This is a genomic window from Halolamina salina (assembly GCF_054653455.1).
The window spans coordinates 60,525-83,168 of record NZ_BAAIGE010000004.1; the positions used below are offsets into that span (position 1 = coordinate 60,525).

Here is a 22,644-nt window from a genome sequence, read left to right on the forward strand (position 1 = left end):
CGGTTTATCGCCCCCGGTAGGGGTGCGGGGGCGACCCCGTGAAGTCCAGACATGGCGACACTGCAAGCTGCGACGACGTCGACTGGCGCGATCGTATCGGATCCGCAGGCAGTCCGCGAGCTCTTTGAGAGCTACTGCTTCGGGACGCTCGACTGGGAGGTGACCGAAGACGGAGAGCTCACCATCTGGGGGTACGACGACTTCGAGGTGTACGAGGCGCGGGAGAACGGCCTGCCGGACTACGAGGGCGGGATCGTGACTCACGCATTCCTGCGAGAACTCGCCGACCACCTCGAAGCTGACGAGGAACTCGATATCCAAACAGCGGGGTTCACCAAGTGCCGCTTCCCAGTCCTGGCCAAGCGGTACGTCGTTCGCGATGGCGAAGTCCTCCACGCGGACCTCAGTTCCCCTGACCCGATCGACGAGTAGCGTTGTTCGTCCCCCGAGAGGGGTGCGGGGCGATCCAGTCGCGGTCGCCCCGTGAGGTGATTGCTCGATGGGCCACCGCGCACTCGTTGCGTACGAACGCACAGACGAACAGTACACGCTCCACTACAGCCATTGGGGCGCAGCGAACCTGAAGCTCAAGCGCCGAATCTCGGCTGAGTCGCCGTTCGGTGGCGACGACACCGACTCCAAGTGGGCGAAACAGCTGCTGGCGGAACTGGCCGATGGCCTCGAGGCAGATGCGGTCGACGGCTACCTCACCGGCGAGGATCGACCGTCGACGGTCGTCGAACCGAAGCCCCGCGCCACCGGGCTCACCCTCGACGAGATCGTCGCTGACCATCTCGACTACCTCCACCACGAGGCGTTCTTCGTGGTGTCGACGACGTTCGAGGTGACCGCCTATCGGACGCTGTGGTTCGGCCTCCAGTACGACTCTGAGACGGTCGAGCAGGGAGAAACAGTCGGGAACGGAGCGCTCGCGACGGTGCGCTGGTACGACGGCGAGTCGGTCGGCGACGGCCACCTCCAGGGACAGTTCGCGGCCCTCAAAGACGTCGTCGGCGATATGCTCGACAAGGGCGTCTTCACGCCGTCGACGGCGAGACAGTACCTGAAACGGAAGCTGGCCGAGCGAGTCGGAGACCGACAGGAGCTGCTCATTCCGACCGGAGAGTCACCCTTCGAGAAGGCGAGCCTGAACCACTCCTAGTTCGATCTGCTTCGTGGCAGATCCTGTTTTTCAGGGGTCAGAATGGGTGAGCCCCGCCGTAGGCTCGTGATTCGATGACCTCAGAGGACGACCCGTTTCACGACTGCGAGTTGGATCCCGAAGCGATCCTCGGAACACACACCTTCGAAGATGTCCTGTTCACCGACGAGACGGAAACTCCGGTGAACGTGCTCACCGGCGAGACACCGGCACATTCGCAAGCAACCGTCGATGAAGCGAAAGAGTTCGCTGCGAGTATCGACACGGAGACGCCCCAGATCGCGCTCCCCGCATCCGTCGAGTCGCAGGTCGAAACACAGAGCAAGCCCTACACGGCGGCCGCATTCTTCCACTTCAAGGCGACTGGCTCGCTCGAACGCCACCGCGCCTACCACGCCGCCTACGAGGCGGATGCGTTCGCGGTCGACTTCGAGGCCGACTACGAATCGGGCGACCTGACCATCACTGTCGAACGAGCGGACGAATCCTGAGAATCCGCCGTCACGAGGAGAGTTTTTCGAGCGCCGGCGATGGGTGCCGGCGCAGCTGGAGCGAGCAACGATTCCCGGTGCGTCGGCGTTTCGAGGTGTTCGAGATGCATATGGTGATTTACGCACTGGTAGAGGCATCGACGCACGACGACGCGCTGGCCACCGGAAAGACGGTGTTCGACCGACTGGTCGGCGCGGACCCACACGCCGGCGCCGTCTTCGATTACTACGTGACCTTTGACGAGGAGGACACGTCCGTTGCGGGGAAGGCGCGCTGGGGAGAGTTGCCGACTGCAGCCCCCGTCGACTCTGACGACGGCCAGGATCTCCTCGAGCGTGGCTGGGAGGCGACGAAGGAGGAATTCGAGCGGAATCTCGACCGGGTGAAAGAGGCCATCGACGAGCTCTCAGACGAGGAGATCATGCGCGACGAGGACCTCGCCCGGCATGCCTTCCACAAGGTCGGTGCGTACGACGGCCCGACGATCTTCCTGTACACCGAACACGGAACCGGCATTCGCCACCGTGGACAGCTGGATCGACTCCTCGAGGAGAGTGAAGAGCTCTGGATCGTACCCGCTGACGTCCACTTCTGAATAATGCCTCACATCACCAACTGGCGACGCGAGAGCCGCTCGCCGACACTCGCGTATCGGAACACAGAGACCGGTGCGCGAGCCGTCCTGCATCGAGCGCCGGATTCCTACCGGTACAAATGGCGTGGGGCAATCCTCGTCGACGGCTACCCGGTCTGGTCGCAGGGATACGGGACGAAGGATGCGACGTCTTTCCGTGACGAGCTCCGGGAGCGGCCGTCTCCGGACCTCAGCTGTCCGGAGTGTCCGAACGACGACGTTCGCCTCGGCGAGAAGGCAGCAGACGGGAGGAAGGTCCAGCGGTGGTTCGATTGCCCCGACTGTGGGTACGAAGCCCCCTCACAGATCGTGTATCGGAATGAGTGATAACGTCGCCAACCGATTCAATTCAAATCGTAATGTCGTAGAGTTCCTGAAATAGGGACAGACGAGTCAAAACTGCTTAGATTCCATCTACCGATATAGATTGAGTCGCTGGAAGATCGAACCAAGCAGTACTGCAACCGGGATGATTTCAAGTCGTCCGACCCACATGTTGATAATCAACATTGCTTTGGCCGTATCCGGCATCGTCGGACCGGTAATCCCGGAGTCCAGCCCCACGTTACTCTGTGCGCTCATAACATCGAAGATGACGTACTCAAGGGGATGAGCCGGTGAGAGAACGCGGAGTAAGACGGCAACACCGATCGCCAAGAACGCAATCCAGAGGATGAACACGACAGTTGCTTCCGTGTACTCACGTTGCGCCTGGTCTTCGTCGAGTCGTCGCTCACCGATTTGGAGATACTGAACCGCAGTCGATGGCCTGAATACGTCTCGAATCTGCCAGGCTGTCCCCTTGACTAGTGTGATCACTCGGACGAGTTTGAGGCCACTTGTCGTTGACCCAGCTGCGCCACCGGTGAGCATTCCGAGACACATCAACAGTGTCGCGCCGGCACTCCAGACCTGTTCCGTCCCCTCACCGATCGTCGCAGTACCGAACCCAGTATTCGAGACCGCGGACACGAACTGGAACAGACCGAGTCTGACTGTTTCTTCGAATGTGTTGTATTGGCCATTCGCATACAGGAGTCCTATCAGCGCCAGTGAGCCGGCCGTAAACCAGATGAACACCCACCGCGTCTGTAGGTCAGCGTAGAAGTTCCGTACCTCGCCTTTGTAGATCAGATAGTGGATGGGGAACGCAATACTGCCGGCGAACATCACAGGCACGACCGCGTACTCAATTAGTGGGCTGTCGTAGTGTCCGATCGACGCCGCGTGGACGGAGAATCCACCGGTTGCGATCCCGGTCATTCCGTGGTTGATCGCGTCCCATAGCGGCATCCCGACCAACAAGAACAGGATGATTGACCCAAGAGTGAGTCCCACGAAAATCTTCCAGATCTCCCTGACAGTCGTCACGATACTCGGATGAATCTTCTCCGACCGAGCTTCACTCTCGTAGAGCGTATATGACCCACTGGTTCCACCACCCCGACTGAGAATTGCGACGGTCAGCACGATGACGCCGACGCCGCCGATCCACTCGATGAACGACCGCCACCAGTGCAACGACCGCGGCAGCTGTTCTTCAACAGCAGCCATCGTGAGCCCTGTCCCGGTGAAGCCGCTCATACTCTCGAATACCGCGTCCAGGGGCTGAAGGAAAATGGCCGTCGTGCCGTCCATCGGTGGGGTATTCATCCAGACCGGAAACGGGTCAATCTGGATCGTCCACGCGATGAGCAAGAACGGCAAGCCGCCGAGAACACCGATAACGGCCCACGCGGTCGCTGCTGTGACCATTGCGTCCCGTTTCTCCGGCGGATCAGGGTCTTGGTATCGCCAGACGAGTCCAGTCCCGAGGATACCCATTATCACCGCTGTTACACCAAAGGCAGGAACTGCGTAGAATTCGCTGTTGACGGCTGCGACGATGATGGATATCGCCGACATTAGCGAAACAGCCTGTATGATCCGACCAACGTCGTGTCCGACAGCTCTTGTGTTTACCCGTAGCATGAATCGTCAGTTAGGACGCCGAATGAACGGCTTTAGTTTTCAGACTTATCATCAGCGTATATCGAGTCAACTAGTGGAGAGATTAACCAAATTACTATCTCTGAGCAATTATATTTCTCTGTCCTCGTAGTGACCAAAGAGATCGGTGAGTTTTGGGTCGGCCCCGGTCCCGGAATAGACTGTCAGTAGATCGTTTACCTTGATCTGGGTGTTGCCACGCGGCGTTAATGGCTTGTCTTCGGTTTCTCGACCGATAGCAACGATCAAGACATCATCTGGCAGCAACCCTTCCTCACCTGCTTCGTTGAGTGTCTTTCCAGCAATCGGTGCATCCTCTGTGACCGTGATTTCAAAGACTTCGGCCTCCTCGCCAATCCGCATATAATCGACGATTGCTGGCCTGGCGACCGCCCTGTAGAGGTGGCCAGCGATTAGCTGTTGCGGGTTTTCGATCGTGTTCACGCCGATCTGGCGGAAGAGGTTCATGTGCTCCGGGTTGTGCACGACTGACGTAATTGCCGGGATCTCAAGTTCTTTGGCGAGCAGACAGACCATCACGTTGGTCGCGTCCTGATCGGTCGTCGAGATGATCGCGTCGGCACGGTCCGCACCGGCGTCTTCGAGCGTCTCTTTCGTAGTTGCATCCGCATTCAGCACCATACAGTCGTATTCACTGGCGATCTCGTCGGCTTTCTGTGTGTCTCGTTCGATAACGACAACTTCGTTGCCTGACCGAGTCGCAATGTCGATCAGTGGCGATCCGATGTCACCTGCTCCAACGATGATGATGTACATGTGTAATATGAATTATCCGTTTATTGACGTTTCGCGCGACTGGCGTCGGGTACACTCACGCTTCGCTCACCTCTCGGTCTGGTAGAACCAGAATCGGAATGTCACTACTCTGAACGAGGTTGTGGGTGACGTCACCCGTCAACAGCTTGCGCCAGCGGCTCCCCCTACGAGGAGTGAAGACGATTGCACTGGCGTTACTGTCGTGGGCCGCATCCATAATCGACGATGCGATATCGGTTCCGTAGCGGAGATTCGTTTCGAGGACAATCCCCGAGTCGTCGAACTCATCGGCAACGATTCGGAAAATCTCCTCGGCACGCTGTTCACGTTGCTCGACGGATGCTTTATCAGGGGCACCACCAGCCTTTTCGATTACGTGGACGGCGATTACAGTCGAATCCGACCCCTCAATATATGGACGGAGTGCAGCTGTCGTCGCCGTGGCGTCATCACGGTTGGCAACTGGAACAATAACCCGCTGGAAGAACGATGTAGTCATCTTAATCGCCTCCGGCGTCCTCATTGACTTTCCCAAGATAGTGCCATTTGTACCGGCCCCCCTCGTCGTCGATATGGGGTCCCCATCTGACTCTGTAGGCGAACGGACCGCGTGCCTCACCCGTTTCATCCGGTCGTTCTACGACAGCGATTGTGTACGCGCCGTGATCCTCTACACGAACGAGTTCCTCCCCAGGGCGCGATTCGATTGCATCCGTTATCGACGGATGCTCTCGAAGAAGTTGCTGTGCGTAATCGATAATCTCCCTGAGTTCGCGATCACTGCGGCCTTCAAGTGCAGTAATAAGTCCTTCAGGGAGATCGTCCGGAGGATCGATATCAGATGAAGTCATACGTTGTATTGAATCACTGCCGTTTTTCGTCCGGCTGGGTGGACTACGGGGCTACTGTTGCAGAGTCTGGCTACCGTATGAAGAGTTTTCGTCGCGCAATAAATATTGGCATTCTATTTCGCTTTGGGGAATTATTCAGCCACTCTATTTTTGCCTCCCGAAATCTAATTACCAGGCCAAACTTAGGGAGTGGTAGATGGGGTCACCATCCGTGTCTGACGAATTTGATCTTCCAACGAAATCACTACGCGGGCGAGCTGTAAAAACCATCGAACGAGTCTGTGTAATTGCCGCCCGCTGGTCAATCCCGCTGTTTCTTCCCATTGGTTTCGCTTTCTTCGTGTACCTAATTGGGGGCTCTATCGCAATCTCAGTGGGGTTGTGGTCGCCATCGTTCGAATTCCTGTCACTATCAGATGATGTTTACTTTGCATGGCTTGGATTCCTCTCGGGAACCGTGATCTGCATCGGGACGGGTTCCCTGATCGGCCTTGCATTCCTTACGGAAGGAGAGGGACGAATTCACAACGAGATCTCGATTCTTGCTTCTTTCATTGGGTTTGGTTTTGGAGCCGGACTGCTTCGGATGTGCCATATGACTGTATTAGCGTCACTACACTAGCGGATGTGAGAAATAGTTACTCCCGGCGTCTTCGATTGTATCTGTCCGTACTCTCCCGAGGCCAGGCTCAAGCGTAATAGAATACCAGAGGGAAACAAGGAAGACGCTTTATTATCGCTGGTCGTAGCTTCTGTATGGCTCACCGCGTTGATGAGATAGACAAACGCATCCTCTACCACTTCGCAGCAGATGCCCGGAACACGGCAACATCAGACATCGCCGAAGAGATGGATGTGACCCCAGCAACCATCCGGAATCGAATTAAAAAACTCGAAGAGGAGGGTATTCTTCAGGGATACACTGCTGATATTGATTACAAATCCATCGAAGGGTATGTCACATACCAATTTAGATGTACGGCCGCTATTCCGGATCGCAAGCGACTTGCTCAGTCTGCTCTGGAAATCCACGGGGTAATAACAGCTCGAGAGTTAATGGCCGGCTCTTCGAACTTGGTAATTACCGCCGTCGGAGCGGACACTGATGAGATTACCCAAATCGCCCACGAACTCTCTGATCTCGGCTTAGAAATCGACGACGAGAGTGTAATCGAAGACGAATACCACACTCCGTACAACCCGTTCGGACCAGAGAAGGTATCGAAGAGACCATCGCTAACAGACTTCATGAGTCTCGCGGGGGACGCCGAAGTGGTTGAGTTTACTGTCTCAGAGGGGGCCACAATCGCGAATATGACTATTGAACAGGCTGTCGATGAAGGCTTGCTGGCCGACGAGATGCTTGTCGTTGGTATCGAACGAGACGGGGATGTGCTCACGCCGAAAGGAAAAACCGTAATTCAGCCAGGAGATGTTATCGCGCTATTCTCGAAAGCGCCGTTGAAAAAGGATTCATTGGAAGCGTTTGGAACGTAGTATACGCAAAGCCGGAAGGGAAGCCAGTGGGAGTCATTGGCCTTTGATTGAACCGCGAGTTACCTTTGTACGGTAGTGGATGATTTCCTCCCTAGAGTATTCAGAGAACAACCCCCCCGGAGTGACCTATCCTGAATATCTGGATGACGATATCTTTTGCGACCAGAAGTCAGCAAGCGACGAGAGAGTGCGGTGGCGATTCGACTATCCGACTTTAGCATTGATGGCCGCTCGAAGATAGTCTAAGACGCCAGGGTCTGGCTGGGAGAAGAGGTTCTTCGAAGATTGTTTCTTTCGAGGGGGAAGAGGGACCCGATTCGGTCGGGGCGATCAACAATGAGCCTGAAAGTACGCAACAGACACAGCGAGGCACTGTTCGAGTTCCTCTGGTGTCCCGTCTGCGGGCAGGAGGGTTTCACTCACATCCCGTTCGAGGGGGTGTTCTGCAAGAACTGCAACACCCAGGTCGAACTTCAAGAATCCCGAGAGACGCGCGGCTACGAGGAGGCCGTGCTCGCCTGCTTCGATACAACCACGACCTGGAACCTCCACGTCGACGAGAAACTGCGCCGCGACCTGCCTGATGGATCGGCGCGCATGAAGATCCTCGGCGCACCGGGCGCCTACAAGGTCGACTGGTGGAGTCCAGAGCCAGGTGAGGACTGGGAACCTGTCGAGCGCGGCGAGTTCGACGACATCGAAGAACCATCAGAGGTGTCGCATCTGGCGTAGAGCACGCGTTAGGGGGGTGAATTTACGCCCGACACACGTCGCAGGACCCGCATCCACGAGGGGTTCGCTCGTCGAAGTAGAGACGGCGCCATCGAGCAAACTGATCCGCATACGTGTCCTTGCTGTACGGGAATTGGTACAGATTGACCCCGTCCGGCAGGTCTGTGATTTCGGGCGCATCTACGCCGGGGAACCCGTTACGAAACACGAGATCTTCTGTTTTGGACACCAGCTCAGGAGCAACTGTGGATGGGTCCGAGGCCTTCAAGAAGTAGAGTGATGGGATGAACTCTTTCGGGTCGAAGAATCCGTTTGCGTGAAGAATCCACCCACAGAGCCACAGATACGCCTTCTCACTCGAGAAGAAGACTCCGTAGTGGTTGTCCGATTGCCGGCGTTTGTACACGAACACGGGGAGACCATAGCTGAAGCCGACCCGCGTTGGTTCTGCGTGGATATAGCAGTCCTCACGGTCGATATAGTGGACCAGCGGAGCTTGACACAGCTTGCCCGGGTGCTCACCAGTACCGATCTGCTCCCACAGCTCCGAGACGGAGGCTACGTCGGCGCTCTCGTCCTCGAGAGTCGTATCATCGATTGCACGATGGACGGGCGCAGCAGACTGAATCTCCTCGGGGAGATCGTCGCTGGACAGCTTCGCCGTCTCTCGGTCAGGGAGTGTCCGATAGAAGTGTTTATAGAAGCCCTCACGACGCCGCTTGTCGGCGAGTGTTTCACACCGGGCGCAGTCCTCGATGAACATCGCTGGTACCACCCGGTCTGGATTCTCGGCGGCCTCCTCGTAGAGACTACGCTGCCGTTCGGCCCGCCTGGCAATCTCATCTGGATCGGGGAGTGGTGAGCCCCTCTCAGACTCCGATGACATACGCATACCTTTGGGCTGGAACAGCATCAGTTTCCGAGCAAGGACCCCGCCCGACTGCAATCTTGCGAATTTTGGAATTCATTTTTAACCAGGTTTAAGTTGTCCAGTGACAGCCATTCGGCGAGATTCCAGCGACTCCACTCGATTCAGGAGAGGTTGTTTCTGCGCCGGCGATGGGTGCCGGCGCACACGCGCCGGCGGTGATCGATGTCGACACGAAGTCAACTCCGATTCATCCAACGGAGCGAGACCGCAGGCGAACAGTCCGATACCGACCGCATCGCACAAATCTACCGCCACTCGGACGGGTATCCCGATAGCGTCCTCCGTGACCTTGTCCAGCTGAAAGAGTTGCTCGACGAGACAGGAACAGAGCGCGGGCCTGCGTACGCCGCTGCCCAGTTCCTGTTCCTCGACACGCTCTCGACGATGACCCTCTACGTGGACGAAGGGCGTGATCGGAGCATCCACGCTGACCAACCCTCGGATATCCTCGATCCGGACAATATGGAGCACCTCGACCAGCCGATGTTCCTGCTGGGACACGGTGTCGAGAACCCGGCTGACGGCATCCACGGCGACGAGGAGTACCTCTACGTCGTCGAACTCCCGACCCGGAACCCATTCGAGGAGCCATCCGAGTGGACCGTCAAGGTGAGCGGTCACTCCGCCTTCCCGCGCTGGGATGGTCCGACCGAGGAAGCCTTCGATCGGGCTAGCTGGCAGTTTGAAGGACCGCTCTCGGCCGCCGTCGACGAACTACTAGCTCAACCAAGCTAATCGTTAATTGGACACTCCCAAGGTTCGAGTGCTGAAGAGAAGGAGCACCCAGTATAGGATTCTTCGGAACGAATGATTTGCAGATTGCTACTGAGAGTTGCGAATCCGCCGTCGGGCTCGAGAATCCAATACCTGCTGTGCATAGAGTGAATCCTCTCGGTCGCTTTCCGCGACCCATTCAAACGCTTGACGAGAAATTTGTTTCATCAGGAGCTCACCGTTTTCGACTTTCCAGCCAAACGGTTCTTTAGGGTCTAATCCCCGCTCTCGAAGTATTTCGTCGTCCACACGCAGAGCCATTACGAGGTCGTCCCCGTATTCAGCTGCTTGTTCCGGGTTCAGCACCAAGTTATCGAGGAATTCATCGCTGTTCGGCTTGGGCGTCATCCACTCGACGGTCCACTCATCTCCGACCTGATTGGAAGGCATACCTGTAGAATAGTCGTTGCTCGATAAAATTGACAGGGGGAACAAAGGGTCGTATCAGAACGAGGTGTTTGCGCTCAAAGCAGACCATTGCCAGGACATCAGAGAACGATACCCGTTTTAATCGATAAGTCCGATTGGTCCAGTATGGATTACGTGGATGAGCCGCCGGAAACGGAGAATCCTGTGATGGTGATTCGGGTAACAGCGAAATGTACCCTCTGCGAAACCGCTGAGCGGTGTGATTCACCTGGCGAAGCAAAAGAGTGGGCGAGAGATCATCAACATCCTCGAGACTTTATTGAATACCGTCGGACCTGGGCCGAGCGATAACCAATTCGACACCTCGATACTCAGATTACACCTCCAAGTGCGAGGATGCCAAGCAGTAATAGAACAGCCGTAACTACTCCCCCACCAGCAGTGAGGAGCTTATTCTCCATCACCTTCTCGTGGATCGGCATCGCGGCGTACTCCTCGCGGAAGGCCTCGAGATTCTCCTCCTCGTAGAAGTACTTCGTCTTCAATGCGAACCGTTCCGTCACCGCACAGCCCGTACAGATCGGTTCGCCTTCCAGCCGCTCCGTTTTGATGTGGCTGGAGCAGGCGATTGCCCCGCAGTTCGGACAGTAGGTGTACGTCTCGTCGACGCCGCTCGTGTCACAGTGGACGCACTGATGGATGCCGTCCTCTGCGGTTACTCGTGACGGGCCTGCCGCGTAGTACTCGTAGGGGTAGGTGTACTCCTGGAGCTCGGTTGTCTGTCGAACCTCGGGGAGGTACACCGGCTCAATCGACTGGACGGAGATGTCCGAGCGGTTCGGCTCGCAGGTCTTGTTGTACGTGACGTTGTTGTCGCCGGTGTAGGTCACCTTCGTCGTGTGGTGCTGCTGGAGTCGCTCGACGGCCCACTCCTTGTACTCCGTCTGAGTCTGGCCGAACCGCCGCTCCTCGACGTCGTCGAACACCTCCGCGAACTGCTCGGTATCGAGGTCGACCGTCGCGTGAAGGTTCTCGGTGACCAGCGTTGCAACGTCCTCGTCCGCGACCTGTGGCTGCCCGCGTTCGGCGTGGGCGACGAATCGCGATCGGTCGTTGATCCGATGGATGACGCCCACCGACGTCTCGAAGACGGCGTTCGTGTCCGCGGTGACCGCGACCACCGGCCGGAACGTCACCGATGAGTGCGGGTCTGGGAGGTCGGCGGCCTCGATGTTCTCGACGTCGCGGAACGCCTCTTCGACGGGTGTGTCGACGTCGGCGGCCGGGTCGTACGGGCGGAGCGTCTCGTCGCAGAGAATTTCGATGCGACCGTTGTAGAGGTCGAGGCCGATCTCGTCGGCGATCTCCCGGAGATCCTCGCCGTCGAGCAGCTCGATTGGATGTGGGTCGTCGTTTTGCTGGAGGCGCTGGGCGTACTCCTGAGCAGGATTCGTGAACCGGCCGGTCGTGACGGCCATTCCGCGTTTCGGGCCGTCGAAGTCGAACGTCGCGATCGCCGAGTGAAGCTTCTGGACGACCGGCCGCCCGACTGTCCCCGTGTGCTTGCACTCGACGATGATCGCACGCCGGGTGCCGTCGACGACCTCCTCCATGATGACGTCGCGACCCTCGTCAGCCGTGCGGTCGGCCTGGCGGACGTTCTCGTAGCCGAGGTTCCGGAACACGTCCTCCATCACGTCCTCGAACTCGAACCCCGAGAGATCGTCCAGTACAGCCATCCTCAATTATGTGGACAGTACGTTGCAACTGCCAAATACGTTGCCGAACGCTACGCCGTCCTGTTTGTTGAACCCCTGAGAGGGGTGCGGGGGTCACCGAACCGCCCGCGAGCAACGATGAACGGGAATGTACCTATGGCCAGTTCGGAATCGGTTCCAGTCGCATCGCCAGGTCAGGCTCACCGAGACGCAGTCGAATACGTCGGCTTCCGCGTCGACGGCCAAGCCGTCGTCCTGAACCTCTCGGAGCATCGGCGACTCTCCCTCGAGCGCAGTCTGGACCTCGTCAACCACAGTCCAAGCGGGTTCGAGTGGGGGTATAGTGGTAGCGGGCCCGCCCAGCTCGCGTGCGCGCTCCTCCTCGACTACTACGACGATGAGCAGTTCGCCCGTGAGCACTACATCGCGTTCCGGAATCAGGTGGTCTCACAGCTGGAGTGCGACGGTGCCGCGGCGTGCTGGCACCTCCCCGGCGAAGAGATCGACGCCGCGATGGCGACCCTTACCGACGACGTCGTCGCCCTCGCCGACGGCGGACGGCCGTCACCGACGCTCCCCGAGAACTGGCGAGCCGTCTCTCGCCCTGATCGAAGAGTGTTCCAGCGCGCTGATCGCGACCACTACATCGTACTCGGGGATGGAAGCGACGAGTGGCTGGTCGTGCTCTGCAGCCAGGGCGACCGTGCATATCCTGCTCCGCTCGCGCATCGGACGGTTGTTGAGGAGGCCGACGTGGAACGGGTAATCCAAGAACTCGCCGAAGAGAGCAACGACCTCATCGAACCCCCGGAGGGGGAGCACTGATGGAGACGCTTCGACTGGCGCGAGCCACCCATCAGCTCCTCGAACGTGGTGTCGAGGCGCTCGAGAAATTCGGGCGTGAACTGGAGCGATACAACGACCGACAGGAGCGCACCGACGACACCGACTCGTGACCGAAACTCACTCTCTAGACCAAATACGGAGTACCGGCTTCCAGTATACGCCTACCCCCGAGGGGTGCTCGTGTCCCATCCATCGGGAGGGGCAGCCGGTCACGGCGCCGCTCGGTTTGCGGTTCGCAGAGCGCGTCCATATCGAATCGATCCCGCGCCATGTCGCCGGCGCGATCTACGAAGCACATCACTCCTATATGGACGATGTCCCCCGGACAAATCTCGTCCATCACGGACTCTGTTACCAGGACCAGCTACTAGGTGCGATTACGTGGCGCTATCCGCTGATTCGCTCGCTGGAGTACGACGGGACGCGATTCGAGGGTGACGAAATCGTCGAGGCAGCACGGATTTGCATCGGCGTCGATTTCCCCAATCTCGCCTCTGCCGCCCTCGCCCGGTCGATGGAACGATTCGTGCGTCGGCACGGTCGGCGACGAGGCGTTCGGCTCCTGCTGACGTTCGTGCGAGCCGACTTCGACGGCTCGATGATCAAAGCGCTCAGAGACAAGGGCTGGCACTGTGCCGGTAAAACGGACCCCGGCCAAGCGGGAAATCGCCCCGATAAGCAGATCCGAGAGCAGCCAAAGTGGCGGTTTCTCTGCGAAGTTCCAGCTGAGTCCGACCGGGAACAGGCCTCACTCGGGAGGTGGTCCCCGTGACCACGAATGCCAGTCTCGATGAATTCGGAGCGGAGGCTGATTCGGACAGCCAGACAGATGACGGCCCATCGGTCGTCGACCAGCTTTTGAAACCGGTATCGCCGTCGCTCGGACTACGGCTCGTCCCCGGCAGGGGTGACCCAATATACCTCCAAAACAGGGGGACCGAACGCTACCTGTTCCGAGATGACCACGAGCGATGGTTCATCCTCCAGCCCTCAGCCAAGAATTCGGTCGACGACTTCGTTCGCTGGGTGTATCTCCCCGAGGACAAGCCAACCGAGATCGCCCGAACAGCGATGGGGCAACGGACGGTTCTCGGCTACAGGTACGTTACGCGGGGCGAGGCCCCCGAGCCGGTGGCGACGACGGTGACAGCGATGTTCGTCAGCGAGCCTTGGACCGATGCCACCTACGAGTGTGGATCCTGTAGTAGAGAGTTCGACTCACCGCATAGTCACGCTCGGCATTGCTGGGAAGCACACCCCTGGGTTCCAAATCCTGAGCAGGTCCGGGTACGGAGAGACGAATCTGAGTAGTTCCGACATCTGATCCGAGCCGTGGACTGGATCTGGATTAACCAACACTCCCCGCCATTCAGAGACGGGCGTTGGTTAACGTGGTGTTGTTTTTGCGCCCGGGAGAGGGGCGCAGGGCGCGAGACGATGCAGTCGCGGATCGACGAGCGTTCCTGCTTCGAGGTGACAGAGATGAAAGACCCAGAGTCCAGAACCATCTTCGCTGGCGTCGACGGGCGTACCGACACGGAACTACCCGAGTGGTACCGAGAGCGTCACGGAGGGGAAGACTCCGTGAGCTTCGCCGAGGCGGTCCGTGATCTTCCGCAGGCCGTCGAGACCACCGTGGCGTACCAGAACCCCTTCACCGACGAATGGGTCGAGACGGAGCGGTTCAACGCGCTCGTGGAGCCGAGTCGAGCCCGTGAGCAGGCCCGAGATGATGACGCGGAGACGGACCCGTTGTTCCACGTTCCCACGGACAGCTACTCGATCATCAACCCGGTCGACGTCTACGGGCCGCTGGAAGAAGTCCTCCGCGAGGAAACCATTGACGGGGCGCCGCTGGGTGAGGTGATGTTCGGCGAGATTCGGCGCTACCGAGGCGGCGGCGAGGTCCACATGGACATCATGTTCGACGGCCTCGAGGTGCGTCTTCCTGGCCGGTCGGACCCGATCACGATGGGCGTCACGTCGGGCTACGACTTCTTCGGCGAGCACGCCGTCTACGTGGAGGGGTTCGCTCAGGATGGCTACTGCTCGAACACGATGCGCTCGCTCACCGACAAGGAGGTCATCAAACACGTCGGCGACGTGCGGAACTTCCGCACCTGGTGGGAGGAACTCCTCGCACAGGTCGAACTCGTCGCCGACGACCTCTTCGAGTTCATCCGTGACGCTCAGGACATCGACCTCGACTTCTCGGAGCTCCCGTTCACCGTCACGGAGTTCTACACCCTGCTGGGCTTCCCGGACTACCTGGCCGAGCGCGCCGCCGGCGATGCAGAAGCCAATGCGACGTCCCCCTTCAAGATCGACATGTGGACGCTGCATTCCGGCGCGACGTACGCGCTCACACACTTCTTCCAGGGGAAAGAAGGGGCATCCCTCGATCAGTACGTCCGGATCGCCAACGACATCCTGTTCAACCCGGAAGGCACGATCGAGCGTGTTGAGCAGGCGTACGAGCAGGAGTTAGAGGCGGACGGCGACGACGGATCGCAGGCCTCGCTGGCCGGCGAACGAGCGCTGGCGAGCATCGAGCGCGTCAGCGACGACCTGCAGGAGAAAGTCGAGCAGTTCGAAGAGCGCGAGGACGCGCTGCGTGAGCGGTTCCAAGAGGCGATGGGCTAAGAGCAGTCGGAGAGAAAATACGCCAGGCGTGCTCCCGTTCTAGCGGCTGGAATCCACTGCTGACAGTATTAAGTGAGTAGGGGCGTACCCAGAGACCATGTCTATTGAGCATAATCCGACTCTCGACGCGCGAGAGCCACAGCAGGGGGATATAGAGACTTTTGAAGAGTTGGAGCGTGGTGACTCGGTCAAATTCTTTGAATGGCCCGTCGAGCCGTTGACCGTGATCGGCTGGGAAGAAGACGACAATGTCGGGAAGCGGGTGAGAGTTGAAGCAGAAGGCGGCGAGTCGTTTCTCTACCTGGTAGACGGCCACCTCTGGCATTACGTCCCTGAGGACGAGTTCGCCGGCGAGAATAACCCATACCCTGTTCAGAACCTCGTTTTGCTCGAATCCTCGGAAGCCTGATTGGGCTTCGAGACAGCTCGAATCCTGTCGTGAAGGCCTCTATATTGATGGTCTCATTCGCAGTGGGTGCACCTTCCCAAGATCTACTGCTTCAATTCTCTGCTGTTGCTCGTGCCCTCGATAGGTGGAGGCATCCGTTATGGGTACTTCTACAGACGACTCAGAGGCGTCAGACGAATTTCCGCCTGAAAAGCGGCTTGAGGCACCGAACACGCGCCTGATCAAGGCAGGGATCGAGACGATTCCGGATATGGAAACCCTCCAGGAGTGCGTTGCCTACGAGAACGCCCACCAGAATCGAACGCAAATTCTGCGCCGGCTCAAGTGGAAGGCTGAAGAGCTGCGTGAGAACGAAGAGTAAGGTCTATTCTTAACCAACACATTCCGCGTGGGTTTCCTGATTGTTGGTTAACTGACTGAGTCTCGGTTTTTCGGGCCCCTGAAAGGGTGCGGGGCAGCCAGCAGCGGCCTCGCGAGCCTAATCATGTCCCTCAAGCTGAGCTCCAGCGCCAGCACCGCCCGCGAAATCGCCGCCGCCAGACAGGCAGACTACGTGGCGTTTCTGCATCGAGCCCCGTTTGTCGTCGACGCTGTCGACCTCGGCTTCCTTCCCGGCTTTCGCGAGGATTGTGGGTATCAGGAGGCGCAGTATCAGAACCTTAGCCTCCCCGTTGGGATGCTCGACAACGATTTCCGGAATCCCGATCTGGAGCGGTTCGTCGACCGTTTCTTCGAGTACGAACCTCATGTCGGGGTCATCGGGGACGTCGACGAAATCGACGACGTCGACGCCCACGTCGCTGCTGCTCGTGAGATCCAAGCGAGCTATCCAGAGGCCGAGCTCATCGTCGTTCCGAAGTCCCAAGCAGTAATCGACGCGATTCCCGAGACCCTCGTCCTCGGGTATTCACGGGGATACGCCGACCGCCTGGCCCACGAGTTCTCCGACCCTGCCGATTGGAGAGGGCGGCGCGTCCACATCCTCGGCGGGAGTCCGCCCAAACAGCTCGATGCCATTCGACAGCTGACCAGACCGACACTCACGGACGAGCCACCAGCCGACATAGTCGGCGTCGACTGGAACGGGCTGCATCGCGGCGCGCAGTTCGGTGAGTTCTGGACGGCCGACGGCTGGGACGACAGCGGTCGCGACGCCGACCACGTCACTGTCCGAAAGACGGTGCGCCACAGCCTCGCTCGCGTCCGTGAGTTTTGGAGGACCCACGGAATCTGGCCCGAAACGACACCGCAAAACGAGGGGCTCAACGTTGAGTACGAGGGACCGAGTCCTGCCGATCTGGAGGACGCCGCCTGTACCGAGTGCGGGACGAACGTCTGGCGAACTCGCCGCGGCCCGTACGTCGCCGAGTACGATACCGGCGCAATCTGTGGATACTGCAGCTACGAGTGCTACTTCAACCACCGTCACCGGAACAACCTGGAGGAGATCGTCGGCGAGCAGAGCGTCTACCTCCCGCCGACGTGACTTCGCGACCTGTTTTTCGTGCCCCCCGAGAGGGCGAGGGCTCCTTCGAAAGCTCTCAGAGGTGACTTCCAGTGAGTCAACAACAGAGTCCCGACAACGTCTCGATCGACGAGATCCCGGTCGATATCGACAACACGCAATCAGCGGAGGTCGATTCCGCCGACGTGCCCGACGAAATCGAATCCATCACCCGTGGGCTCGCCGGTGAGCAGCCGCCGACGAATCCGCTGGTCGTGTTGAAAGCGGCCCGGTGGTGGTACATTCACGGCAAGGGCGGCACAGATCCCGCCTTCCAATGGGCCATCGAGTGGGCACGTCACCTTGCGACCGACACCCCCAGTGACGTCGAGCGGTTCGACGAGTTCCTCGAGTACCTCGTCTCGGTTGGCTTTGCGAACGAACGCCACGAGCTCCGCTGACCGACAGAGCGGTTTTTTGAACGCCCCTGAGGGCTGCGGCGCGGTCTGAGCAGACGCAGTTGCCGTGAACTTGATTCGGTGAACACAATGGCTACGACCAGTGATTCGTCGGTCTCCTTCGACCAGACCGACACGCGATCCGACGAGATGAACAGTACGATCGAACAGTGGATCGACGACCTCGTCGCCGGCGTCGACGACGCGCAGGCCAGCGCGGAGTTCCAGGAGTGGCTTGACGTCCAGAGTCGATTCCACGACTACTCCTACCGGAACACGCTCCTCATCAAGCGGCAGTGTCCCGAGGCAACCCGCGTGGCTGGCTACCGGACGTGGCAGGAGGAGTTCGACCGTCACGTCAAAGAGGGTGAGTCGGCCATCTGGATCTGGGCGCCAATCATCGCGAAACAGTGCCCGGAGTGCGAGAACTCGCCGAGCTACCACGAGGACAGCGATTGTGAGTACGACGAGACGCCGCCCGAAGAGTGGTCCGAGGGGCTGGTCGGGTTCAAGCCCGCGCCGGTGTTCGACGTCTCCCAGACCGAGGGCGAACCGCTTCCCGACCTGGCCACGGAAGCGACTGGGGACGCCGGCGACCTCGTCGAACAGTTGACTGGCGCCGCTGACGACCTCGGCGTGACGGTGCGGATCGTTCCAGCCGAGGAGTGGACCCACGGCGAGGCGAAGGGCATCTGCGAACAGCTGAGTCTCGTCGACGTTCAGCCGCTCGTCGAGGTGCGTGATCGGGAGAACGAGGCCGACCTTGCGCGGACGCTGATTCACGAGTACGCACACGCCCTGCTCCACTTCGATGTCGACGACGACACCGAGCGGGCGAAACGCGAAGTCGAGGCCGAAGCCGTCGCGTACGTCGTCGGGCGCTACTGGGGGCTCGACACGAGCGGCTCGGCATTCTACCTCGCTGCGTGGGAGTCGGACGATCCTGAGGTCGTTCGCGAGCGGCTCGGACGGATCAGTCGGACGGCAGAGGAACTCATCGACGTCCTTGACGACGAGTTCTAAATTTGTTTAACCAACAGAAGGCTGGAGTTTTACGGGTTGTTGGTTAAACAGAATAAGCGAGATGCGATAGACTCTATAACAGCTATATTGGAAGACTATTCAATAGGTTGTTAATTCTCTCCGTGATCTGATTTGCCTGTTGCGAAGCCTCACTAATCTGCTGCTCCCTCCATTGATTCAGCTCCCAATATTCATAGCTGAAGTCCCATTCGTCTGTGTGGTCCGCCATCTTCTTCACATCGTTTTTCGCAATCTGCCGTGCCTCAGATGTAGATAAAGGATCGTTAGCATCCGTGGATACAGCAACTAATCGTTGAGTGACTGTCTCAGTCACATCACTAATTGTCTGTCCTATTCCCTCCGCAAAGGACATCCTGACCCCCCAATGGATTTGACTCAGGACCCAAGAATATGCACGCCATCCAATTCTTCTGCCCACGACATTTATCAAGCGTTGATTTACCCATCCAGTAGCCCCAAATGCAACCCTGTAGGACACAGCTGCACCCGTGGCGAGAAGAATTACCTCAATAATGGTGAGGGCAACATATTTGAAGAAGTTTACAAATGTGCTCTCTGAGGGAGATTTTCCGGCGTGTATTTTATTATATATTCTACATCCGGTGTCCAGAATCTGCTTCACATTTGCAACCAAGGGGATGAATTTTGTGACCTCCTTTCCAGCCGTGCTAACACCTTCCAGATCTTCCCCGATCTCATCGGGGAATACATCCAGATGGCTCAGGAGACTCGCTATATCATCGGTGAAGTTCAATATCCAATTATAAGCCTCTGGATTGTCGTCCAGTTCATCTAGAACGAGTTCTTTGAAGCTATCAAGAAATCCTGGATCTTCGGGGACATCTTGGTCCTCATCGGCCAGCTCCTCTATTTCCCCGTATGCATAGCACGTGAGGTCCACTACTGCCTCGAGTTCCTCCTCAAGATCGTTCACATCCCAGTTACTATCAAAAAAGTCCACCACGCCATAACCGAATTTATCGATGAATCCCGATTCGTCACGTGAACTCAGCGCCTCCACGTTACCTACACCGACACCCAGTCCGATTACAGTAGATTGAACGAATCTCCTTCTGTTCACTATAGAACGATTATATCCCGATATTGAGAAAAATCCTTCGTGGAACACCCCTATTAATGGTGTGTCACACACCGGTTGATAGCTTGTTTTTGTAAATCAGCAGTTCTTCGGTCAATTCCTTACGAAGGAGTCGGGCTACCTGCTACTGGAAGTTTTTCTGCGCCCGCGGAGGTGCGGAGGCGCATTCAGACCTCCGTCGAATGATGACTGAACCCTATCTCACGACGGTCCTCGAGGAAGCTGAGCACGTTGCCGAGCAGCACGACCAGGTCGCTCGTACGACAGACAACCAAGCCCACGAGTACCTCCGATACGCCGTTCTCCGGGTGCTCGAAGGCGAGGCGGACCACCTCCCGGCGGACTGGACGCCGATCGACGGCGTGACCGTCGGCTATGGGAGCGACGACGCGATGTACGACAGCTGGGGCTCCAGCGAAGACTGGTGGGAGACCGTCCCGCCGCAGGAGGCGTGTACCCGCTTCCGGGTGTTCTTCCCGGACGACCACCAGACGGTTCCCCGCGACATCGTCGACGTGATGGCCGCGCTCGGGGCCTGGCGCGTCTGGACCGGGAGCGCAGCGGCGTGCGGCTCTTACGACCATCGCGAGCGCCGCGAGGTCCACTACCTGTGGCCGGAAGGCCATCCGGTGGAGGAAGTGCTCCTCGAGCGGCTCAGCGGCCCTGCGGAAGCCGTCGCGCCGGACGGAGGCCGAACGGGCGACGTTCGCGACCGACTGGTCGTCGACGAGAACGCAGAGTCACAGGGCGATCTCGAGCCCCGCACGAAGCGTGCCGTCGCCGAAGCGATGGACGTTTCGCTCCTCTCGAAAGGTGGCCGCTATGAGGTGCAGTCCGCGTCCGGCAACAGGTACGAAGTCGACATCGTCGACGAGTCGTGTTCCTGTCCTGACTGGCAGCAGCGCTCACCCGAGGGGGGCTGCAAGCACCTGCGTCGCGTCGATCACGAGATCAAACGAGGCCGTGTTCCCCGACCAGACGGCCGCCTTCCTTCTCTATAGGTAGTGAGTGAGCTACTCCACGTGACGGATTGTCTCGCCATCCCGACGAATCCGGTCGAACGTTGAGAGATACGCAATCCGGTCGTGAACCTCGTCAGTATCCAGCTCTAGTTTGGCGGCCAGTTCGTCGACGGTCATCGGCTCGTCGAGTGCCTGAAGGACTTCGAGCCCTCGGTAGTACCTGTTCGTGAGTTCCTGGACGCGGGCCTCGATCGGTGTGGTCACTCCGTACCGCTCCTCGAGTTCGAACAGCGCCTCGTTCGCGAACGTGGCGAACTGATCGTCCCCCAGACGTTCGATCTGGGCTTCGAGTTCAGCCCGGACGACGTCGTAATCGAGGCCGGCCTGCACGAGCATATTCATGTCCTCGATGTCGTCGTCACGGCCTGCGATCGCCTTGAACAGGAAGATATCCTCGTTGCTGACCAGCCGGACCATCAGTCGATCCGTGTCGAGGAACGGCTCGCTGCGCTCTTGCATCCCGTCGGTGAGCACGAGCTTGTTCGCGACCTGCTGGTTGAAGATGTCGAGGCGACACCCATCGTCGTTCTCGACGCAGCTCGTCGCCCCAAGCGCCCGGTAATCTGGATCCAGCGATTGAACCTCTGCATACCCGAGGTCCATCAGGACCGCCCACAGCTGACCGTATGCGTCGCCATCTGGGACGACCAGGTCGATATCTTTCGTCGCCCCCTTGAGGTCGCGCAGCGACATCGCACCACCACCGATCAGGTAGACCGTGAGCGGTTCAGATAGGCCATCCCCGATGCGCTGGAATTCGTTCTCGATGTACTTGCGTCCGAATGTTGGTCTCATTGTGGTAGTGTCACCTCGTAGTCAGCCGCCAGCTCCTGAAACTCGTCCCACTCGGGGAGCCGGTCATCGTCGACCTCGCCCTGCGTCTCGAGGTAGCGGAGCAAGGCGTCGATTTCGGCTTCAAGGCCATACTTTGCCGCCTGCTCTCGGAGGGCCGCCTCGTCGACGTCGACCTGACTGAGCAGGAGGAGACAGTACGAGCGGTGACGGCTGCCGTCGTCGATGAGCAGCGTGTGACAGCAGAGCTCTGCCGGCGAGATTTCGTCAAGTTCCTCGGAGTAGACGTAGTAGCGGTGGCCGGTGAGCAGGAACTGGAGGTCGAAGGCCGCGAATCGAGCGAGGCCGGTTTCGTGGAACTCCTCGGCGTCGATCTCCTTCTCGGCCTGGGCGAGGAATTCGTCATAGTCCTCCCAGAGAATCGTGCCCTTCGGGGCGACGGCTTCGAGGCGTTGACGATGCAGATGGTGTGCGAGTTCACGGGCGAACTCGTGGAGGCGGTCGAAATCGGCGTTGAAGTCATAGCGGCCGTCGTCCGTCCCGACGAGCCCACGGTCGCGAAACCGCTTGAGGACGCGGTTGACCGTGTTGCGGTAGTTATCGCTCTGGTCAGCGATTTCGGAGACAGTTCGCGGCTGGTCGAGGTAGTACAGCACCTCGAGTGCCTTGCCGGTCAGTAGCTCGGGGAAGTCAATGTGGGAGTGCTGACGAGCGAGGTCCTGATAGAGCTCGACGGCGCGAGCATCCGACGGGATGACTCGTTTTCGCCGGCCATCGCGTTCCGTGTAGACGAGCCCCCTCTCGACGAGGTCGGCGACGGCACGAGAGAGGTAACTCTCGCTGTGGTCGAGCTTCGTCGCGAGTTCGGAGATCGTGTCGCCGCGGTCGACCGTGGCGAGGACCTCCAGTTCGATGCGCCGGAGCACGGTGTAACATAGTACGAAATTTGTATATAAAGAAG

29 protein-coding genes are annotated in these 22,644 nt (G+C 58.7%); 19 read left to right on the forward strand and 10 right to left on the reverse strand.

Translation table 11 applies throughout. From position 1 onward, the window contains the following. Nucleotides 1–51: 51 nt before the first annotated feature. The 5 genes from ACYQZ5_RS14660 (at nt 52) to ACYQZ5_RS14680 (ending at nt 2,615) form a co-directional block, all read left to right on the forward strand. Entirely contained in the window at nt 52–432 is a 381-nt protein-coding gene (locus ACYQZ5_RS14660) for a hypothetical protein (RefSeq protein ID WP_379730266.1), read from the forward strand. A gap of 67 nt (nt 433–499) precedes the next feature. Continuing rightward, entirely contained in the window at nt 500–1,162 is a 663-nt protein-coding gene (locus tag ACYQZ5_RS14665; protein WP_379730267.1) for a DUF6735 family protein, read from the forward strand. 74 nt (nt 1,163–1,236) lie between these two features. Further along, nucleotides 1,237–1,653, forward strand: a complete 417-nt coding sequence (locus ACYQZ5_RS14670; protein ID WP_379730268.1) for a DUF8025 family protein — start codon at nt 1,237–1,239, stop codon at nt 1,651–1,653. 104 nt (nt 1,654–1,757) lie between these two features. Beyond that, nucleotides 1,758–2,249, forward strand: coding sequence for a DUF7995 family protein (locus tag ACYQZ5_RS14675; protein ID WP_074879733.1), 492 nt, complete (start codon nt 1,758–1,760; stop codon nt 2,247–2,249). 3 nt (nt 2,250–2,252) lie between these two features. Beyond that, nucleotides 2,253–2,615, forward strand: a complete 363-nt coding sequence (locus tag ACYQZ5_RS14680; protein WP_379730269.1) for a DUF7568 family protein — start codon at nt 2,253–2,255, stop codon at nt 2,613–2,615. Nucleotides 2,616–2,702: 87 nt separating this feature from the next. Here ACYQZ5_RS14680 and ACYQZ5_RS14685 read toward each other — a convergent pair whose 3' ends face one another. From ACYQZ5_RS14685 to ACYQZ5_RS14700, 4 genes are all read right to left on the reverse strand, one after another. Beyond that, nucleotides 2,703–4,193 (reverse strand): TrkH family potassium uptake protein, encoded by a 1,491-nt coding sequence (locus ACYQZ5_RS14685; protein WP_379730270.1) that lies wholly within the window; start codon nt 4,191–4,193, stop codon nt 2,703–2,705. Nucleotides 4,194–4,367: 174 nt separating this feature from the next. Beyond that, the gene (locus ACYQZ5_RS14690) at nt 4,368–5,054 is read right to left on the reverse strand and encodes a potassium channel family protein (RefSeq protein ID WP_379730271.1); all 687 of its coding nucleotides are present in this window, start codon (nt 5,052–5,054) and stop codon (nt 4,368–4,370) included. 55 nt (nt 5,055–5,109) lie between these two features. Then, nucleotides 5,110–5,553, reverse strand: coding sequence for a universal stress protein (locus ACYQZ5_RS14695; protein ID WP_379730272.1), 444 nt, complete (start codon nt 5,551–5,553; stop codon nt 5,110–5,112). A gap of 1 nt (nt 5,554) precedes the next feature. Next, a complete protein-coding gene (locus tag ACYQZ5_RS14700) occupies nt 5,555–5,905 on the reverse strand; it encodes a hypothetical protein (RefSeq protein WP_379730273.1) in 351 nt (116 codons plus the stop codon). A 756-nt stretch (nt 5,906–6,661) separates the two neighbouring features. Here ACYQZ5_RS14700 and ACYQZ5_RS14705 point away from each other — a divergent pair. Together ACYQZ5_RS14705 and ACYQZ5_RS14710 are read left to right on the forward strand one after the other, a co-directional pair. After that, nucleotides 6,662–7,402, forward strand: a complete 741-nt coding sequence (locus ACYQZ5_RS14705) for an Lrp/AsnC family transcriptional regulator (protein WP_379730274.1) — start codon at nt 6,662–6,664, stop codon at nt 7,400–7,402. A gap of 336 nt (nt 7,403–7,738) precedes the next feature. Next, the gene (locus ACYQZ5_RS14710; protein WP_379730275.1) at nt 7,739–8,134 is read left to right on the forward strand and encodes a DUF7567 family protein; all 396 of its coding nucleotides are present in this window, start codon (nt 7,739–7,741) and stop codon (nt 8,132–8,134) included. 22 nt (nt 8,135–8,156) lie between these two features. Here the strand turns inward: ACYQZ5_RS14710 and ACYQZ5_RS14715 are convergent, their stop codons facing one another. After that, on the reverse strand, nt 8,157–9,020 hold the full coding sequence (locus ACYQZ5_RS14715; RefSeq protein WP_379730276.1) for a hypothetical protein: 864 nt from the start codon (nt 9,018–9,020) through the stop codon (nt 8,157–8,159). Nucleotides 9,021–9,227: 207 nt separating this feature from the next. On the opposite strand from ACYQZ5_RS14715, the gene ACYQZ5_RS14720 reads away from it, so the two are divergent. Continuing rightward, nucleotides 9,228–9,800, forward strand: a complete 573-nt coding sequence (locus tag ACYQZ5_RS14720) for a hypothetical protein (RefSeq protein WP_379730277.1) — start codon at nt 9,228–9,230, stop codon at nt 9,798–9,800. Nucleotides 9,801–9,887: 87 nt separating this feature from the next. On the opposite strand, the gene ACYQZ5_RS14725 is transcribed toward ACYQZ5_RS14720, so the two are convergent. Further along, on the reverse strand, nt 9,888–10,229 hold the full coding sequence (locus ACYQZ5_RS14725; protein WP_379730278.1) for a hypothetical protein: 342 nt from the start codon (nt 10,227–10,229) through the stop codon (nt 9,888–9,890). A gap of 350 nt (nt 10,230–10,579) precedes the next feature. Beyond that, a complete protein-coding gene (locus tag ACYQZ5_RS14730) occupies nt 10,580–11,947 on the reverse strand; it encodes a restriction endonuclease (RefSeq protein ID WP_379730279.1) in 1,368 nt (455 codons plus the stop codon). 135 nt (nt 11,948–12,082) lie between these two features. On the opposite strand from ACYQZ5_RS14730, the gene ACYQZ5_RS14735 reads away from it, so the two are divergent. The 10 genes from ACYQZ5_RS14735 to ACYQZ5_RS14780 all read left to right on the forward strand — a co-directional run bounded on the left by ACYQZ5_RS14735 (nt 12,083) and on the right by ACYQZ5_RS14780 (nt 18,749). Then, on the forward strand, nt 12,083–12,751 hold the full coding sequence (locus tag ACYQZ5_RS14735) for a DUF6166 domain-containing protein (protein ID WP_379730280.1): 669 nt from the start codon (nt 12,083–12,085) through the stop codon (nt 12,749–12,751). Then, nucleotides 12,751–12,882 (forward strand): hypothetical protein, encoded by a 132-nt coding sequence (locus tag ACYQZ5_RS14740; RefSeq protein WP_379730281.1) that lies wholly within the window; start codon nt 12,751–12,753, stop codon nt 12,880–12,882. Before ACYQZ5_RS14735 ends, ACYQZ5_RS14740 begins: the two co-directional genes overlap by 1 nt. Nucleotides 12,883–12,998: 116 nt before the next feature. Continuing rightward, entirely contained in the window at nt 12,999–13,544 is a 546-nt protein-coding gene (locus ACYQZ5_RS14745) for a hypothetical protein (RefSeq protein WP_174955913.1), read from the forward strand. Next, a complete protein-coding gene (locus ACYQZ5_RS14750; protein ID WP_379730282.1) occupies nt 13,541–14,083 on the forward strand; it encodes a hypothetical protein in 543 nt (180 codons plus the stop codon). Before ACYQZ5_RS14745 ends, ACYQZ5_RS14750 begins: the two co-directional genes overlap by 4 nt. Nucleotides 14,084–14,209: 126 nt before the next feature. Next, nucleotides 14,210–15,415 (forward strand): hypothetical protein, encoded by a 1,206-nt coding sequence (locus ACYQZ5_RS14755; protein WP_379730283.1) that lies wholly within the window; start codon nt 14,210–14,212, stop codon nt 15,413–15,415. Nucleotides 15,416–15,512: 97 nt separating this feature from the next. Continuing rightward, a complete protein-coding gene (locus ACYQZ5_RS14760) occupies nt 15,513–15,824 on the forward strand; it encodes a hypothetical protein (protein ID WP_379730284.1) in 312 nt (103 codons plus the stop codon). A 139-nt stretch (nt 15,825–15,963) separates the two neighbouring features. After that, nucleotides 15,964–16,185, forward strand: coding sequence for a DUF8129 domain-containing protein (locus ACYQZ5_RS14765; protein ID WP_379730349.1), 222 nt, complete (start codon nt 15,964–15,966; stop codon nt 16,183–16,185). Between the two features lie 123 nt (nt 16,186–16,308). Next, on the forward strand, nt 16,309–17,310 hold the full coding sequence (locus ACYQZ5_RS14770; RefSeq protein WP_379730285.1) for a DUF6610 family protein: 1,002 nt from the start codon (nt 16,309–16,311) through the stop codon (nt 17,308–17,310). A 71-nt stretch (nt 17,311–17,381) separates the two neighbouring features. Next, entirely contained in the window at nt 17,382–17,729 is a 348-nt protein-coding gene (locus ACYQZ5_RS14775) for a DUF8013 domain-containing protein (protein WP_222609100.1), read from the forward strand. An 87-nt stretch (nt 17,730–17,816) separates the two neighbouring features. Continuing rightward, entirely contained in the window at nt 17,817–18,749 is a 933-nt protein-coding gene (locus ACYQZ5_RS14780; protein ID WP_379730286.1) for an ArdC-like ssDNA-binding domain-containing protein, read from the forward strand. Between the two features lie 82 nt (nt 18,750–18,831). On the opposite strand, the gene ACYQZ5_RS14785 is transcribed toward ACYQZ5_RS14780, so the two are convergent. Continuing rightward, a complete protein-coding gene (locus ACYQZ5_RS14785; protein WP_379819002.1) occupies nt 18,832–19,851 on the reverse strand; it encodes a hypothetical protein in 1,020 nt (339 codons plus the stop codon). Nucleotides 19,852–20,054: 203 nt separating this feature from the next. Here ACYQZ5_RS14785 and ACYQZ5_RS14790 point away from each other — a divergent pair, with 203 nt between their 5' ends. Then, nucleotides 20,055–20,870: a hypothetical protein gene (locus tag ACYQZ5_RS14790; protein ID WP_379730288.1), complete on the forward strand. Its 816-nt coding sequence runs from the start codon at nt 20,055–20,057 to the stop codon at nt 20,868–20,870. A 12-nt stretch (nt 20,871–20,882) separates the two neighbouring features. On the opposite strand, the gene ACYQZ5_RS14795 is transcribed toward ACYQZ5_RS14790, so the two are convergent. Continuing rightward, complete coding sequence (locus ACYQZ5_RS14795) at nt 20,883–21,686, reverse strand: DUF6036 family nucleotidyltransferase (RefSeq protein WP_379730289.1); 804 nt, start codon at nt 21,684–21,686, stop codon at nt 20,883–20,885. Then, nucleotides 21,683–22,609 carry a helix-turn-helix transcriptional regulator gene (locus tag ACYQZ5_RS14800; protein WP_379730290.1) on the reverse strand — a complete coding sequence of 309 codons (927 nt, stop codon included), beginning with the start codon at nt 22,607–22,609 and terminating at the stop codon, nt 21,683–21,685. Before ACYQZ5_RS14800 ends, ACYQZ5_RS14795 begins: the two co-directional genes overlap by 4 nt. Nucleotides 22,610–22,644: the final 35 nt, after the last annotated feature.